The organism is Paenibacillus sp. FSL R5-0623 (assembly GCF_037974265.1).
Classification (GTDB): domain Bacteria; phylum Bacillota; class Bacilli; order Paenibacillales; family Paenibacillaceae; genus Paenibacillus.
On sequence record NZ_CP150233.1, the window covers coordinates 1055720 to 1072201 of the forward strand.

Sequence of the window (16482 nt, forward strand, 5' to 3'; positions counted from 1 at the left end):
GCTTTCCCTGATGAAGAGGCATGCAGTATTACTTGCGATTCTGATCGGTGCCTTTTCGCTGGTACTGACCAACAGTGCATTTAACCTGCTGCTGCCTTATTTTGTGCAATATTATCAGATCTCTACGACAGCAGGCGGATGGATCATTGCCTTATACATGCTGGCTATGACGTTAACAATGCCGCTGGCTTCCCTGATCGTAGACCGACTGGGGCGTAAGCAGACGTATATGTTGGGCATCAGCATCTATGGACTGTTCTCGGTGGCGGGTGCGTTGTTTTATCACTCTATTGAAGTACTCTTGCTGGTTCGTTTCATGCATGGGGTTGCCGCGGGGCTGATGATTCCGTTATCACTTGTGCTGTTGTTTGATGTATACGGACCGGAGGTAAGGGGGCGAATTACCGGAGCGTGGGGCTTGCTGCTTATGCTCGCTCCGGCTGCCGGACCAACACTGGGTGGTTTCATCATTCAGTATGGACGGCTTGAAATGTTGTTCTGGCTTAACGTGCCACTGGCTATATTCTCGTTGATCGGGTGCGGTCGAGTCATTCAGACCTATATCCCTGCCCGTAGGAAAAAATGGCATCCATCCAGTGTCATGCTGCTGATCTGTGCGGTAGGTGCCCTTAGTCTGGGGGTACAGTTGTACGCGAGTCCTGTCGTGGTGGTATGGGTACCTTGGCTGCTGATTGCACTGGGTGTGGTATTACTCATTCGTTTTATCCAGACAGAGAACGGTCGCAAGGAACCATTGATCCGATACCAGTTGCTGCGGCGTAATGCTGTATTTCCGCTGACCGTGCTGATCTCGACGATTCAGGATTGTGTCATGTTTGGCGTGATATTTGCATTGCCACTATTGTTCCAGGACGTCTTCCACCTGTCACCGGCCCTATCCGGTGCATTGTTTATTCCCTTGTCGATCTGTACAAGTCTATTCATGTGGATTGGCGGCAGCTTGCTGGATCGTGGTCGGTCCATACATTTTATCGCATGGGGCACATTGTTGGTGTCCATATCGATCCTGTCGTTTGCAGTTCTGCCGATGGGAGCATCGATCTGGATTATCGGTATACTCATGGCTTGTCGGGGAGTCGGCGTTGGTCTGTCAGGCATGAGCATCTCTGCGATTGGTCTGCAAGCATTACCAGACGAAGACATGCACGAAGGGTCGGTGTTATCAACCACGATTGAGCGTCTGGCTTCTTCGTTTGCGGTGATGGGCATGACCCTGTATTACGATATGCGTTGGCAATGGCTTGCCGGGGCAGGAACGTCCTTGGAGATGGCAAAATGGGGGGTGCTCAAAGAGATCTGTATCGGACTTGGCTGCGCCATACTGCTTACACTTCCCCTGGTCTTACTTATAACCCGAAAGAAGGTTGGCATCATTGTTCGAGATGGAAAACAAGCTCCGGTCTGAGGCTGAGCAGCAGGCCCATGAACATTCGTGCAAGCTGCTGCTGAACTGTTACATCCGTGAGCTTGCGTTAGAGAAGGAAAATGATATTTGGATCAGTCCAAATATGCTGACGTACACTGTTGCTTTTCAAGCTAGTAGGGTGAAGGTGACAGGGCGCTTGTCTTATTATTCTGCCATGGGGGAGCATGAATACCTCAGTATGGAATCTGGCGGGAAAGTGGTGGATTATCGCGACCTGGTTCGCTGGATCACATCTGAGCTAAGCGGGAATGGGGCACAGGGAGCGAGTGCGGATCAACATGGAATGATGAAAAGTGTGATGGAAATGAAGCGTTCACTTGAGGTGGATATTGTACATCCATTGGATGAGAATACGAATCGCGTAGAGGCTGCGTATGCCAGAGATTTTGCACAAAAGGTAGATAACAGTGTGGGTAATCTTACGTTGTATATCGAACAAGCAGCTGGTCTCGACATCCACGACTACTGTACATCTGAACAGTCACTGTTGTATGGTCATCCGTTTCACCCGTTCCCGAAGAACTCCAAAGGCTTCAGCGAGCAGGATGTGCAGAAGTACAGTCCGGAGTTACGGACATCATTTCAACTCTGTTATATCGCCGTGAGACAGGATGTCTATGTACAGGAATGGGCCGATGACGAGGCAACCATGGATTTGCATGACCTCCTGCGGAGCCATGTGGAGCCTGTTTTAAAAGAAAAGAGTGAAATGTATGGGCTACTGCCCGTCCATCCATGGCAATATGCGTACATATCACGGTTGACCGAGGTACAGTCTTATCTTCGAGATGAAAAATTAATTCTGCTTGGTAGTACGGGGCCTACCGTCTATCCAACCTCTTCGGTTCGTACGGTTTATGTTCCCGCATGGAACTGCAATATCAAGCTGTCACTGAATATGCAGATCACCAACATGATTCGCACCAACAGTGCTGAGCAGATGCGCAGAACACTGGATGCCTCCAAGTACGTCAGGCAGCATGACTGCTTCGGTGCTGAACCGAACACACATATTGCGTATGAGACGGGTGTAGCGACTTGTACTTTTGAAGATGAAGAGTTAACCAGTCTGTTTACGATAGCTTATCGGCCCATTGAGTTTGATGTTGAGAATACGTATGTCTTATCCAGTCTGGTTGAAGCACCACTTCCCGGGATGCGTTCTAGGTTGATGACGATGCTGGGTGGTGGACGTGACATTGCCGAGCGTTGGCTGGATCGTTATCTGGCATGTTCTCTGCTGCCAATTGTACGGGCGGCGGGTGAGAAAGGCATTCATTTTGAAGCCCATTTGCAGAATACCCTTGTGACCTTAAAGGATGGGTTGCCTGTGGATTTTATCGTCCGCGATCTGGAAGGGGTCAGTGTGGATGAGGAACTTATAAGTGAGCAGGATCGTGCTGCGTCCGATTTATTATTTTATTCGCGAGAGAAAGCCTGGGCGCGGACTTCTTACTATTTTATCGTTAATCATCTGGGTTCTCTAATTCATGCAATGGCGCGAGATGTGAACGTATCCGAGGAGCATTTCTGGAAGCAGGTACGTGAGGTACTTGTGGATGAACTGGAACGAACGGGCAATGCATATGTGCAACATCTGCTGACAACGGATGCTTTTCTGGCCAAACAAAACTTGGTGAGTTGTCTAAGAGGGATCAGCCAGACCCCGGCCTACGTGCCGGTGAGCAATGTAATGAAACGAATGGGGAGTGAAGTACGTGGGAGTCGTGGGATACAGGGCTGAAGCAGGCGGCAGGACAGAAGCAGTCTACGTGGGTGTACAGGAACGGATCATGCGGCAGACGTTGGAGGCGATGTGGTTCGAAGGCATTCTGGACAGTCAGGTAAGTGGGAGCGAATGGCGAACCGAAGGACTTACATCGTCAGGGAAACCTGTGGCGTACACGTGTGAAGCCGAACGGAAGTTTTCATTTGGCCGGGTGAAGGTGAAGAAGGGTTCGATCCAAAGAGAAGGCATACCTTGCACCGATCTGGATCTGTTTCTGGAGGAAATTGTGCTGAACTCGTTGAAGGGTGCAAATGTGACGGCTTTTATCCAGGAACTTCTCGAAACGATGGCAAAGGATAGTCAGTGCCGGGCGATATTGCACATGAACATTCCGAGGGAGGATCGGTATTATGATGCGCTCGAAAGTCACATGACCGACGGTCATCTGTACCACCCGAGTTACAAGTCGAGACTGGGATTTTCTCTGAAAGACAATCTGGCCTATGGCCCTGAATTTAACACGGAAGTTTCATTAGTCTGGGTTGCTGTGAACAAAGAATTGGCTCAGACCGCTGTATCCGCGGGGTATAGCTCTGAAAAACTGGTGGGGCAACATCTGACCGCAGAGGATATGCAGCGATTTCAACAGATACTGCAACAACAAGGTCTTACGGACATGGGCGAGAACGTCAACGCATATGCGGCGAGTGCAGATCAGCTTGGGAGCAGTGCCGAGGTTGGTGAAATAACAGCTGTTCAAGATAGCTTAATAGGCTCTAGCGTTGGAGGTAAAGGCAGCAAGGTGGATGGGGAAATAAGAGGTTCTGACGCGGATGATCGCTATGTGTTTATTCCGGTTCATCCGTGGCAGTGGGAGCATCAGTTGGAGTCGGTATATGCCCGTCAACTGATGGATGGGGACATCGTGTATCTTGGTCCATCGTCTTCGCCCTATCGTGCGCAGCAGTCGATCCGTTCACTGTCGAACCGGGTGAACCCGGAAGCCCCTTACATCAAGCTGGCCCTCAGCATCACCAACACGTCGAGCACACGCATTCTGGCACAGCATACCACCCAGAACGCACCGCTGATCAGCGACTGGCTGGATAATCTCGTTCGTGATGATGAGCTGTTGCAGCAGGCGCAGTTTGGCATTTTGAAAGAAATCATGGGACTATCGTTCCGTTATGAGCAGTTGCCTGCAACGCAGTATGGACGGGCCTACGGCACACTCGGTGCGATCTGGCGGGAGAATGTATCGGTTCATCTGAAGGAAGGCGAGACGGCGTGGCCGCTGAATGCGCTGATGTTGGTGCAGCCAGATGGTGTTCCGTTTATCCAGGATGCTGTAGAACGACATGGTGTGGAAAAGTGGAGCGAGGTCCTTGTTCGCACAGTTACACTGCCGATTATCCATCTGCTCTATGCACACGGAATTGCGCTGGAATCACATGCTCAGAATATCATTTTGGTACTGGAAGACGATCTGCCGAAACGAATGATTATCAAGGATCTGCATGATGGTGTTCGCTATGTACCGGATCAACTGTTGCACCCGGAACGGGCACCGAAGCTGAACCCCGAGCCGGAAACTCATCGCAAGTTCAATCGGTACTCCTTCATTTATGCAGGAGATGTGTCGGAAGTCCGTGACTATACGTATGATGCGTTCTTTTTTATCTGCATGACGGATATCGCGCTGGCTTTGGAGAAGTTCGGGCTGTCGGAGGAAGCCTTCTGGCAGCTGTGCGCAGGTGTAATTGTAGATTATCAGAATCAGCACCCGGAGTACGAAGCACGATTCGCTGCATTTGACCTTTTTGCCGAAGATGCACTGATCGAAGAGATGACCAAGCGCCGTCTGTATGGGGATGGGGAGTTATATTTCCGCAAGGCGAGCAATCCGCTCAAGATATCAAAGGATGTACTTGATTCAAAGAGGACACCCGAATTAAAGGGAATCGTCGAATGAGGATTAATACGCTGAAGGAAAAGATTGCACGCAAACAGCCTGTTTATGGCCTTTTTGTATCGATCCCGCACCCGGTCATCATTGAGATGATCGGACATGCAGAATATGACTTTGTCATTATTGATCTGGAACATGCCGCAACATCGATGGAATCGGTAGAAGAGTTAATTCGGGCTGCGGAACTGGTCGGCCTAACCCCGTTGGTTCGGATCTCGAAAGTGGAACGAGCGGAGATTCTGAAAGTGCTGGACTGTGGCGCACAGGGCATTGTCATTCCACATGTCGAGCAACTGGAGCAAGTGGAAGTAGCGGTTCGTCACGCCTACTATCATCCGGTTGGCATGCGCAGCTTGAATAGTGGCCGTCCTGGTGTATTCGGGAAATATCCGCTCACCGGATACATTGAAGAAGCGAACGAACAAGTGATGCTTGTCCCTATGATCGAAAGTGTGGAGGGCGTGCGGCAAAGTGCACAGATTCTGTCTCACCCACAGGTGAGTTTTGTATTGGAAGGAGCGGCTGATCTGTCGCAATCTCTCGGTGTGCCATGGCAGACAGAGCACTCGGATGTGAGACGTGCACTGCATGAATTGCATGCTACTGCCCAACAGTGCGAAGTACCTTATGCAACGGTCACGAGAGGCGTGGATGACATGTCGCTCTGGGTTGAGCGGGGAGTACATATATACGTGCTTGGTGATGATCGGAATACGGCGTTTCGGGCGTATGCCCAAAAACGGAATGACTACAGGAATGCGGGTGGGCAGATATGAAACCTGGTGTATGGCATGCGATTGATGAACTGCAACGCGGGATGGAAGAACCGGTATGTGCGTACGTTTACGACCTGGCTGGCATTCAGGAACAAGTACGTCAGATGTTGGGCAGCATGCCTGGGAACACACAATTGTTCTACGCCATTAAGGCGAATCCTGATCCGCGAATCATTGAGGCGTTGCTTCCATATGTAAAGGGCTTTGAAGTGGCTTCAATTGGAGAGCTGCTGAAGGTAAGGGCTGTAAGTCGAGAGGTTCCGATTCTGTTTGGTGGTCCGGGTAAAAAGGAGAGCGAACTGAGGCTGGCGATTGAGCATGGCGTGAGTTACATCCATGTGGAGAGTCTGCTGGAGCTGCGGCGCATCATTGGGATTGCGAAAGAGAGAGCGATGGATCAAGAACATGAGCAAGAAAATGAGCCGAAACACAAACAACAGGAGCTAGCGCAGGAGGTTCGCATTCTGCTCCGAATCAATCTGCGAAGCAGTACGTTACCTCGGACGAAGATTGTCATGGGCGGTGGGCCGAGTCCTTTTGGAATCGATGAAGAGGCAGTGGAAGAAGCCATTGAACTCATTCGTGTGGAAGGCGCGGGTGTGGTTCGGTTAAGCGGGTTCCATTTCCATTCCTTGTCCAACAATATGGATGCCAGGCTGCATGCCGAGATGATCGAGCTGTATTTGCAAAAGGTGGAGCAGTGGCAGCAGCAGTATGATCTACCTATGGAAGTGGTGAATGCAGGAGGTGGATTCGGCGTCACCTATGATGGCAACCCCGGATTTGACTGGCCTTTATTCACTGCCCTATTGGAACAAAGTGAAGCCAGACAACGCCTTGCCTCATGTGGAGGAGAGTTGTATTTCGAATCGGGTCGACTGCTGGTGGCAGACCATGGGTATTACGCAGCAGAGGTTACGGATATCAAAACTTCTCATGATCAGTATTTTGCCGTGTTAAGGGGAGGTACGCATCACAATCGTCTGCCTGCTTCATGGGGTCATAACCATCCGTTTCAAATTATGGAGACGGACCGTTGGAAACACTCGTTTGCCCGTCCAGAGGTAAGAGATCGTCGAGTCCATATCGTAGGTGAGCTATGCACACCCAAAGATCGCATGCATGCTGCTGCGGAGGTAGCACTGCTGCGCGTGGGAGATATTGTTTTGTTTGAAAAGTCTGGAGCTTATTGCTGGACCATCTCGCATCATGATTTTCTGGGGCATCCGCACCCGGTATTCCATTATCTAACGGAGGACAATAATCATGTCAACACTGATGAAACGTTCCAGTCTGCAAGCTGCTGAACGCCGGATTATGGCGGATCTGATGAATTCATTTTTGTCGGAGCAATTACTCCCACTGGAGGATAACCCATTCATTGATTTTGCCGCAGCACCTGCACCGTTCCGTCGATTGTACAAGGAATATGACAGCGAAGAGCACAATCAGAATGTAGATTCTCGCTATAGATTGCACACTCAAGGCGTGCTGTGTCTGGTTGAAACAGGAGTAAGACAGGGGACTCAATGGGTTCAGGGTTCACCGATCTACGAGGAGAAAACAGATGGAAGCTGGGTTCTCCTTGATTCTCCGGCAGAGGTTGGATGTGCCGTGTTACAGAAGGCTTTGTCGGATGAGGCCTATGCGCAGCCCGGAGTGGCGGAGTTCCTTGCTAGTCTGGACATTGCTGTGGAGCAGTATGCTTTGGGCTGGGAACAAGTCCAGTATCTGTCCGCTAACGTCCCGGCTTCTGCTTATGAATGGTTTATCAAGGGGGAGCGCGTTGCGGCATTGCGGGATCGTCCATTTCACCCATCGTCCAAAGCCAAAGTGAGATTCAAAGCAGAAGATGTAACACGCTATGCAGCTGAATTCGGGAAGGCGATTTCGCTGCGCTGGGTGGCTATACGGCTGGATGCCGTGCAGCAAGGTTGTGGAGATGGACTGTCCATTTTGGACGTGTTAGACGATGTTCAGCGCGGAGCAGTGGAAGCCGAGTTTGCCCAAAAAGGGATCACGTTGGACAAATATCTGCCGATGCCTGTTCATCCGTGGCAATTGCAGCATGTGATTCTGCCTCGCTTCACGGGAGAGATTGAAGAGGGCAACATTGTCGTATTGGATGTAGAAGTGGGCAACGTACAGGCAACATCCTCTCTGCGCTCGATGGCTCCATCAACTGAATCCACCCTAATGCTCAAGCTACCGGTTAGTGTGCTGTCTCTGGGGGCTGCTCGTTATCTTCCGGTAGTCAAACTGTTGAATGGTCTTGCTGGAGAACGGATGTTAAGACAGGCAATTGCCTGTGACGAGACGTTGAAGGACAAGGTGTATATGTGCGAAGAGCAGAACTGGTGGGGCTTCATGCCGGAATCCATGGGACTGTTCGATGATCACCCCCGGCATCTGGCTGCACAGATTCGTGTGTATCCCTCTGAGTTGTTGGATGATGATTACAAAGTCATTCCAATGGCTGCACTGGGTGTGAATCTGGATGGGCATCATCTATTGACGGAGATTCTGGGGGATAACCTGAGCAGCACGGATGTCCTCAACTTCTATACCAGTATAGCTACGACGTTTTATGACATCGTGATGCGTCTGTTCAAGGTGGGCGTTGTGCCTGAGATTCATGGTCAGAACTGCTGTCTGGTGTTACGGAATAATAAGGTAAAAGGTCTATTGTTCCGCGATCATGATTCGGTGCGTCTGCATCAGCCTTATCTGGACAAGAATGGCATTGCAGACCCTGCATACCATATTCGGCCGGGTTACTCGAACAGCCTGTATAACGAGACAATTCAGAAGCTGATCTTCTATGTGCAGTCGCTGGGGACGCAGGTGAATCTGGCTGCGATCATGGAGGCATTGAGCGAGGTGTATCACATCCCGGAAACGAAGTTATGGGAGATCACGGAGCAGGCTTGGAAGGAAGCGTTGCAACATGTGCAGCTTCCCGAATCTGATCGGGCCGCCCTCGCTCATGCGATATTCGAGAGCAGGGAGTGGCCCGTGAAGTTAGTTGTCCGTCCGCTGCTTGAAGCGGATGGGGTGCCTGGCGCGATGCCATCGGGCAAAGGCATAGGGTGGAACCCTTTTTACAAGGGATAGAAGTAGAGTAAGGTTGGTGTAGGAGTGTAGAGAGAAGAAGTGGCGTGCTAAAGGATTGATATAGAAGGTGACCCGTTAGACGGGTTGCCTTTTTGGTTTGTGGTTATTGAGTTCGAATGTCAGAAGGGAATAAAACGTTCATTAATCTGGCTAAAAAATCTTCTGAAATGGAGGTACAGGAAAGAGACTGATGGTATAATCGGGTTATGTGTTATAGTCATACTTGTGTATTACCGAAAAGGTTTTCGGAAAAATCGACATCTACTGTTGTAACCGCAATCATAATTTACTTCAAGAAAGTGAGAATCTACCATGAATCAGAAGAGACTTTTTAATGATGGATGGCAATTTGCGAAAAGTAACCTGGATGTTACGGAACCTGCGGGTCTGGTATATGAACCTGTGGAACTTCCCCATGATTGGCTGATATATAATACGCTTGAACTGTATGAGGACAGCATTGGGTGGTACCGTAAGACTTTCCATTACACGAAGGATGAGCAGCAGCTTTTGCTCTGTTTTGATGGCGTATACATGGATTCTTCGGTGTATGTGAACGGGCAGTTGGTTGGGGAGTGGAAGTATGGCTATTCTGCTTTTGAACATGAGATCACGAATGCACTGGTGGAAGGCGACAATGAAATACTTGTCAAAGTAGTGCATCAGAGCCCGAACAGCAGATGGTATTCCGGAGCCGGAATCTATCGCCATGTGTGGCTGAAGACGAGAGACCGCAACCATATTGTTACGGATGGAATCTATGTATCCATTAATCAGCAGCCGAATGGATGGCAGGTGGAAGTGGATACGGAGCTGAACCTGGAACAGAATCAGCAAGCAGAGCTGGTGCATACGATCTTGTATGAAGGTCAGGTGGTGGCATCGACGAAGGCGAATGTTGCGGTTTCGGCGGGTGAGAATGCGGCCGCATCGGCAGATAGCCAACAGATCAGTGTGGAGAATCCAAACCTGTGGAGCCCGGATGCACCGCATCTGTATGAACTGGTGACGGAGCTGCGATTGACCTCGGATGATCAGGAACATCGGACAGTGGAGTCGGTATCACAGCGCATTGGATTCAGGGATATTAAGCTGGATGCCAATGAAGGATTCCACCTGAACGGAGTCAAGATGAAGCTGAACGGCGTGTGTGAACACCATGATCTTGGGGCGCTGGGAGCGGCGTTTAACCTGACGGCACTGCGCAGAAGATTCGTTTTGCTCAAAGAAATGGGTGTTAACGCCATCCGCACCGCGCATAATATGCCTGCCAAAGAGTTCATGGAACTTGCGGATGAGATGGGTATGCTGGTTGTGTCTGAAGCCTTCGATATGTGGGAACGTGCCAAAACGCCATACGATTATGCGAGATTTTTCCCGGAGTGGGTGCATACCGATGTGAAGAGTTGGGTGAAGCGCGACCGTAATCATGCCAGTCTGATCATGTGGAGTATCGGGAATGAAATCTATGATACCCATGCGGATGAGCGTGGACAGGAAGTAACTCGGATGCTGATGGATTATGTGCTGGAGTTTGATCCAAAAGGTAATGCTGGCGTGACGATTGGTTCCAACTATATGCCATGGGAAAATGCACAAAAATGCGCAGATATCGTGAAGCTGGCAGGTTACAACTACGCGGAAAAATATTACGACAAACATCATGAAGAACATCCAGATTGGATCATCTATGGAAGTGAAACGTCTTCTGTGGTGCAGAGTCGTGGCATCTATCACTTCCCGTTCGAACAGCCGATTCTGGCAGATGATGATGAGCAGTGCTCGGCTTTGGGTAACAGTACGACGAGCTGGGGTGCGAAGTCGGCAGAATACTGCATTTTGGCAGAGCGGGATACGCCGTATTCACTGGGTCAGTTCCTGTGGACTGGATTCGATTATATCGGAGAACCGACACCGTATCATACGAAGAATTCGTATTTTGGACAACTGGATACAGCAACATTCCCGAAAGACTCCTATTACATCTACCAAGCGGCTTGGACGGATTATAAGAAAAGTCCGATGGTTCACCTGTTCCCTTATTGGGATTTCAGCCCGGGTCAGATCATTGATGTACGCGTGTGCAGCAACGCGCCGAAGATTGAGCTGCAACTCAATGGTAAAACCATTGGTACGTACGATATCGATCATGCCAATGGAACACAGCTGTCAGGCTGGTGGAAAGTGCCGTACGAAGAGGGCGAGCTGAAAGCGATCGCTTATGATGAGAACGGGCAGATCATTGCAACCGATGTGCAAAGATCCTATACGGATGCGAAGAAGATTCGTCTGAAAGCGGATCGGGAGCAGTTGCAAGCCAGTGGTACAGACCTCATTTTTGTAGAAATTGATGTAGAAGATGAAGCGGGTAATCCCGTGCACAATGCGAATAATCGCGTGCAAGTTCAGGTGACTGGTGCAGGACGATTGCTGGGTCTGGATAACGGGGACAGCACGGACTACGATCCATACAAAGGTTTGAGCAGAAGACTGTTCAGCGGCAAACTGATGGCCATTATCGGAGCGACGAATGAACCTGGAACGGTGCGGATTGAAGTTTCTTCCGAAGGGTTGGAAGGAGCTACGGCTGAATTTGAATCTCTAGTTGTGGCGGCTGAACATAATGAAGAGAAAGAAGTACAACCTGTCTTCATGAACAATGAAGAACGTCCGGTGCTCACGGGGAATGCTCAGGAGATTCCTTTGCGGAAAATTGAGATCATCAGTAAAGCAGGACAGTTGCTCGATCCATCTAACCCGGAGCTGGTCGTAACCGCCAACTTGTACCCGGAGAACACTTCCTACCGGGATATCGAGTGGGCTGTTGTGAATGATGCGGGGATCGAGTCCAACATTGCCAAAGTGGAAGCTGTTCAAGCAGAAACAGGCGACAACGGTGAGCATCAACATGCGGTGAAGGTATCGGCTATAGGTGACGGGGAGTTCCGGCTTCGCGCAACCAGTACCAACGGTACGGATAAAACGAAACTGATCTCCCAGCTGGAGTTCAAGGCGGAAGGTCTCGGCACAGCGTACAAAGATCCATACGGTTTCATCACGGGCGGACTGTACGATTACACTAAAGGTGAAGTTGGTAACGGCAACGAACGTGGGGTAGCCACAAGTCGGGATGGGGAAACCCACGTGGGCTTCCGCAATATTGACTTCGGGCCATACGGTTCCGATACGATTACCATTCCAATCTTTACGTTGTCCACGGAGGACTACTTCATTCAGATCTGGGAAGGTATGCCGGATGAAGAAGGAAGTACGATGATCGCGGATGTGGTGTATGACAAAGAGTCCATCTGGAATGTGTACCAGGAAGAGACCTACCAATTGTCCAAACGTCTTAGCGGAATTACGTCGATCTGTTTTGTGCTGAAGCAGAAGATTCATATTAAAGGGTTCTCCTTCGAACGTCAGAGTCGGGCCTTCGAGCAGAATGCGGCTGCATCCTGTGATCATCTCTATGGAGATACGTTTAAAATTGAGGGTGACCGTGTTGAAGGCATCGGAAACAATGTGTCACTGGAGTTTGAAAACATGGACTTTACGGCAGAAGGTACGTCGAAGCTTGTTATTTATGGTCATTCGCCGATTGATAAGAATACGATTCATATTCGCTTCGCAGGTGCGGACGGACAGAGCAATCAGTTGGTTGAATTCACGCAGTCAAGTGGATATGAGGAACGGGTGTTTGAGCTTGAGCAGGTGAAAGGTGAGCAGAAAGTAAGCTTTATCTTCCTGCCAGGCAGTCAGTTTGACTTCGGCTGGTTCCGATTCGAGAAGTAGAGTACAGATCAATCCCCTTCAAGTAAACGGTGTTCGTTCAGAACATGTGGTTACTTGAAGGGGATTTTTTAATAATGTGTAACGCTGATGCAAGAAAACGGAGCGCTCATGCCTTCTTTTATGGAGAAAAAATGTTGCAGAAGTTATTGTTCCATTTTGCGTTGTAATGAAGAAATCCCCTCGGGTCTACGGTGTTGATCGCATGTCATCATGCGATCTTTTTCCACTGTAACCAGGAGGGGATATGATAGGCCAACTGCTGTTGTTTTAGAGTTGAACTGCTGTTTTCTTACCTTCTTTACGTTTCTTAGCGTATTCTGCTGTAGCGGTAAACAAGACATCCGAGGATGAATTCAGTGACGTTTCAAAAGAGTCTTGCAACACTCCGATGATGAAGCCAACACCAACGACTTGCATCGCAATATCATTCGATATGCCGAACAAGCTGCATGCCATAGGAATAAGCAAAAGAGAGCCACCTGCCACGCCCGAGGCACCTGTAGCAGCGACAGCGGATAACACGCTGAGAATCAGCGCTGTTCCAAAATCCACTTGAATACCCATCGTATGAACAGCTGCAAGGGATAAGACCGATATGGTAACGGCTGCTCCCGCCATATTAATCGTAGCGCCCAACGGGATGGATACCGAATACGTATCCTTGTCCAATCCTAACTTTTCACATAATCTCATATTGACTGGAATGTTCGCCGCAGAACTTCGTGTAAAGAATGCTGTGATCCCGCTCTCTCTTAAGCACTGCAAGACGAGGGGGTACGGGTTCTTACGAATGTTCAGATACACGATGAGCGGATTGACAACAAGCGCCGTAAACACCATACATCCAACAAGAACGGAAAGTAATTTGCCGTATCCCAACAAAGACGAAAGTCCGCTTGTTGTAATGGAGTCAAAAATAAGACCCATAATTCCGAACGGTGCAAACTGGATTACCCATTTCACAATCTTCGATACAGCTTCCGAGAATTGAGTAATCAGGTTTTTGGTGTTATCACTCGAGCTTTTGAGAGCAACACCTAGCAGCAAGGCCCAAGCCAGAATACCAATATAGTTAGCGTTCATCAGTGCACTTACCGGATTATCAACCATCTTCAATAGTAAGCTCTTCAGGACCTCGACAATGCCATCAGGTGGGGTCAACTCTTGCACGCCCGATACCAAAGTCAATGTAACCGGAAATAGGAAACTTGCCGCAACCGCGAGCAGCCCAGCCAGAAAGGTACTCATAACGTAAAGGACGATAATCCTTTTCATATTGGTTTGAACACCTTTTCGATGGTTGGATATAGCGGCCATCACCAAAAGTAACACTAAGATTGGAGCAACCGCCTTTAATGCTGAGACAAATAAGGAACCAAAAAGTGCAATTCCTGTTGCACCGGGCACGATCAGGGCCAAGACAACCCCCAAGACAATTCCTAGTAAAATTCGTTTAATAAGACTCATTCGGTTCCATTTCGTTAATGCCGTTCTCATCCATATTCCTCCGAGTTTCAATATAAAATATTATCAAGCAACGCATCGGCGCTGTAATGGAGCATAGCGTTAGTTTATCACGGAATTTGTCTCTTGTGTGGTGTGGTAATATTTGTAATGTAATCATCCCATCCCCCGCTGTCTTTTTGCCTTTTCCATCATGTATACCTTTGTTCATATGCTGATGTTTAGTCTCTATTATGTATTTTTCGCCTCAGAGCAGTTCAGTTCCGCGGTAACTCAGGGAGAAAGCGTTTTCCTGAATGGAAATATGCAGCGAGTGGTGGAGATGGGGATGAGTTTGACCATAACGGTAGCGTTGTTTGTAGTATTCCAAGGCTGGAGTTATTGGACGGCAAAAAGGAAGTTGAGCTCCGCTTCATAAGGGTATTCAGCTTCCCTTCATAATTAGAAAAAAAGGCATATGGGCAAGACAAGGACAACTATAGTAGGACCATTCTCTTTTTTATTGGGCTTCCCCCATAGTTATTCGCACACTCTCCGAATGTGCTAAGGACATAGTATAGGGCATATATACTGTGTGCCTTGGCCTAAGGAGATGACCATTTTGAAGTATCTGAACAAGAGGAAAGCCACCCTCAACAAATTAAGGCCCAGTCGTTCTACGCGGAAATGCAGAAACAAACACTTGAGAAAACGAAAGAAATGCCATATTATCCGAAGATCTTATAGGAGAAAGTGGTGCTCACTGAAGCGTCCATTAAGATCACAGAAAATGGCCCGTGACAAAAAAGTCATTGCATTACCGAGAGGGGGAGGCAGCAACCCGGTATGTTGTGAGCCCAGCCCCCCGCTCGCTCCGTTGAGACAACATGAATCAGAGACGGTGAGTCTCCCTGGAACGCAAGGTGTAGCAGGTGCCCAAGGCCCCGCCGGATCTCACGGCGAGCCGGGTCAACCGGGGCTTCCGGGAGCGCAAGGCCCTGCATGTCCTCAAGGTGAGCCGGGTCAACCGGGGGTTCCCGGGGCGCAAGGTCCCGCAGGGCCTCAAGGTGAACCCGGTCAACCGGGAGTTCCGGGAGCGCAAGGCCCGGCTGGTCCTCAAGGTGAACCCGGTCAACTGGGAGTTCCGGGAGCGCAAGGCCCGGCTGGTCCTCAAGGTGAGCCCGGCCAACCGGGAGCTCCGGGAGCGCAAGGCCCGGCTGGTCCTCAAGGTGAGCCCGGCCAACCGGGAGCTCCGGGAGCACAGGGTCCCGTTGGTCCTCAGGGTGAGCCGGGTCAACCTGGAGTTCCCGGAGCGCAGGGTCCCGCAGGCCCTCAGGGTGAGCCAGGTCAACCGGGAGTTCCGGGAGCGCAAGGGCCAACGGGTCCCCCAGGTGAGCAAGGTCCGCCGGGTACCGTACCCGGAATTGAAATCATTCCTACGGCAAACCGGTACTTCTATTTTCCGGACACCGATCTGGATTTGTCGACCTCGGTTATAATTCCTGCCACAGCATTCACGAATGACGATGGCGGTAGCATAACCGAATTTGCCGGGGTTGGACTTACCAGTTTTAACAATCTATTTATCAACGGGATCGTCCAACAAGGAAACTCATACGATGTAAGTGCTGAGAGTTTGTTTTTTTCGTCTCAAAACGGTGTGATCTTTGCAGGGACACCTATCACTATAGAGATAATTACAATGACAGCCAATATAATAAATGGTTAAAATTGGTTTAATATACCGATTCCTTTGCCCTCACTGCGCTCTAATCTACCACATATACTATGTCAGGTAGGAGGTGAGAAACATGCCACTTGTGACACCATTTCAGAACAGTTTGAGATTTGCTGCAACCATTGGTGATGGAACCGGGACTGGAGCAACGTTTGCGATTGCTGCGACAGCTTTTACAAATGATGCGGGTGTAGCTGCTACGGCACTACCAGGTGCATTCAATTATTACAATCTGTATATTAACGGTATTATGCAAACAGCAGATACTTCCTCCGTTACAACCACCGCGATTACGATTCCTGGTGGAGATGCACTGAATGAAGGGATTCCAGTTGTTGTACAATTCGTAGTGTCTTAAAGAAGATGTAATCATGCTGTATCGTTATCTTGTGCGACTTCTATCTGTGATAGAAGTCGTTCTTTTGGTACAAGATACCCAGTCGACTCAAAGGCATTCATCTATGCATTAAT

At 49.4% G+C, this 16482-nt stretch carries 10 protein-coding genes; 9 read left to right on the forward strand and 1 reads right to left on the reverse strand.

Annotation, left to right across the window (positions count from 1 at the left end; translation table 11 throughout):
* Positions 1 to 10 precede the first annotated feature (10 nt).
* The 7 genes from MKY92_RS04800 (at position 11) to MKY92_RS04830 (ending at position 12830) form a co-directional block, all read left to right on the forward strand.
* Positions 11 to 1426 carry an MFS transporter gene (locus tag MKY92_RS04800; protein WP_339299431.1) on the forward strand — a complete coding sequence of 472 codons (1416 nt, stop codon included), beginning with the start codon at positions 11 to 13 and terminating at the stop codon, positions 1424 to 1426.
* The gene (locus MKY92_RS04805; RefSeq protein ID WP_339299432.1) at positions 1404 to 3191 is read left to right on the forward strand and encodes an IucA/IucC family protein; all 1788 of its coding nucleotides are present in this window, start codon (positions 1404 to 1406) and stop codon (positions 3189 to 3191) included. Before MKY92_RS04800 ends, MKY92_RS04805 begins: the two co-directional genes overlap by 23 nt.
* Complete coding sequence (locus MKY92_RS04810; RefSeq protein WP_339299433.1) at positions 3166 to 5148, forward strand: IucA/IucC family protein; 1983 nt, start codon at positions 3166 to 3168, stop codon at positions 5146 to 5148. Before MKY92_RS04805 ends, MKY92_RS04810 begins: the two co-directional genes overlap by 26 nt.
* Positions 5145 to 5921, forward strand: a complete 777-nt coding sequence (locus MKY92_RS04815; RefSeq protein ID WP_339299434.1) for an aldolase/citrate lyase family protein — start codon at positions 5145 to 5147, stop codon at positions 5919 to 5921. The genes MKY92_RS04810 and MKY92_RS04815 overlap by 4 nt, the downstream gene beginning before the upstream one ends.
* Positions 5918 to 7228, forward strand: coding sequence for a type III PLP-dependent enzyme (locus MKY92_RS04820; RefSeq protein ID WP_339299435.1), 1311 nt, complete (start codon positions 5918 to 5920; stop codon positions 7226 to 7228). The genes MKY92_RS04815 and MKY92_RS04820 overlap by 4 nt, the downstream gene beginning before the upstream one ends.
* Positions 7188 to 9035: an IucA/IucC family protein gene (locus MKY92_RS04825; protein ID WP_339299437.1), complete on the forward strand. Its 1848-nt coding sequence runs from the start codon at positions 7188 to 7190 to the stop codon at positions 9033 to 9035. Before MKY92_RS04820 ends, MKY92_RS04825 begins: the two co-directional genes overlap by 41 nt.
* A gap of 312 nt (positions 9036 to 9347) precedes the next feature.
* Positions 9348 to 12830 carry a glycoside hydrolase family 2 TIM barrel-domain containing protein gene (locus tag MKY92_RS04830; protein WP_339299438.1) on the forward strand — a complete coding sequence of 1161 codons (3483 nt, stop codon included), beginning with the start codon at positions 9348 to 9350 and terminating at the stop codon, positions 12828 to 12830.
* A 267-nt stretch (positions 12831 to 13097) separates the two neighbouring features.
* Here MKY92_RS04830 and sstT read toward each other — a convergent pair whose 3' ends face one another.
* Positions 13098 to 14327 (reverse strand): serine/threonine transporter SstT, encoded by a 1230-nt coding sequence (gene sstT, locus MKY92_RS04835; RefSeq protein WP_339299439.1) that lies wholly within the window; start codon positions 14325 to 14327, stop codon positions 13098 to 13100.
* 823 nt (positions 14328 to 15150) lie between these two features.
* Between sstT and MKY92_RS04840 the strand changes: the two genes are divergently transcribed.
* On the forward strand, positions 15151 to 16002 hold the full coding sequence (locus tag MKY92_RS04840) for a DUF4183 domain-containing protein (protein ID WP_339299441.1): 852 nt from the start codon (positions 15151 to 15153) through the stop codon (positions 16000 to 16002).
* Between the two features lie 82 nt (positions 16003 to 16084).
* On the forward strand, positions 16085 to 16369 hold the full coding sequence (locus MKY92_RS04845) for a DUF4183 domain-containing protein (protein ID WP_339299442.1): 285 nt from the start codon (positions 16085 to 16087) through the stop codon (positions 16367 to 16369).
* Positions 16370 to 16482: the final 113 nt, after the last annotated feature.

Bases quoted from the DNA above. Each gene is read 5' to 3' on its own strand.
- MKY92_RS04820 (WP_339299435.1), top strand. From the start codon at position 5,918: ATGAAACCTGGTGTATGGCATGCGATTGATGAACTGCAACGCGGGATG.
- MKY92_RS04825 (WP_339299437.1), top strand. From the start codon at position 7,188: ATGTCAACACTGATGAAACGTTCCAGTCTGCAAGCTGCTGAACGCCGG.
- sstT (WP_339299439.1), bottom strand. From the start codon at position 14,327: ATGAGAACGGCATTAACGAAATGGAACCGAATGAGTCTTATTAAACGA.
- MKY92_RS04800 (WP_339299431.1), top strand. From the start codon at position 11: ATGAAGAGGCATGCAGTATTACTTGCGATTCTGATCGGTGCCTTTTCG.
- MKY92_RS04815 (WP_339299434.1), top strand. From the start codon at position 5,145: ATGAGGATTAATACGCTGAAGGAAAAGATTGCACGCAAACAGCCTGTT.
- MKY92_RS04845 (WP_339299442.1), top strand. From the start codon at position 16,085: ATGCCACTTGTGACACCATTTCAGAACAGTTTGAGATTTGCTGCAACC.
- MKY92_RS04830 (WP_339299438.1), top strand. From the start codon at position 9,348: ATGAATCAGAAGAGACTTTTTAATGATGGATGGCAATTTGCGAAAAGT.
- MKY92_RS04805 (WP_339299432.1), top strand. From the start codon at position 1,404: ATGGAAAACAAGCTCCGGTCTGAGGCTGAGCAGCAGGCCCATGAACAT.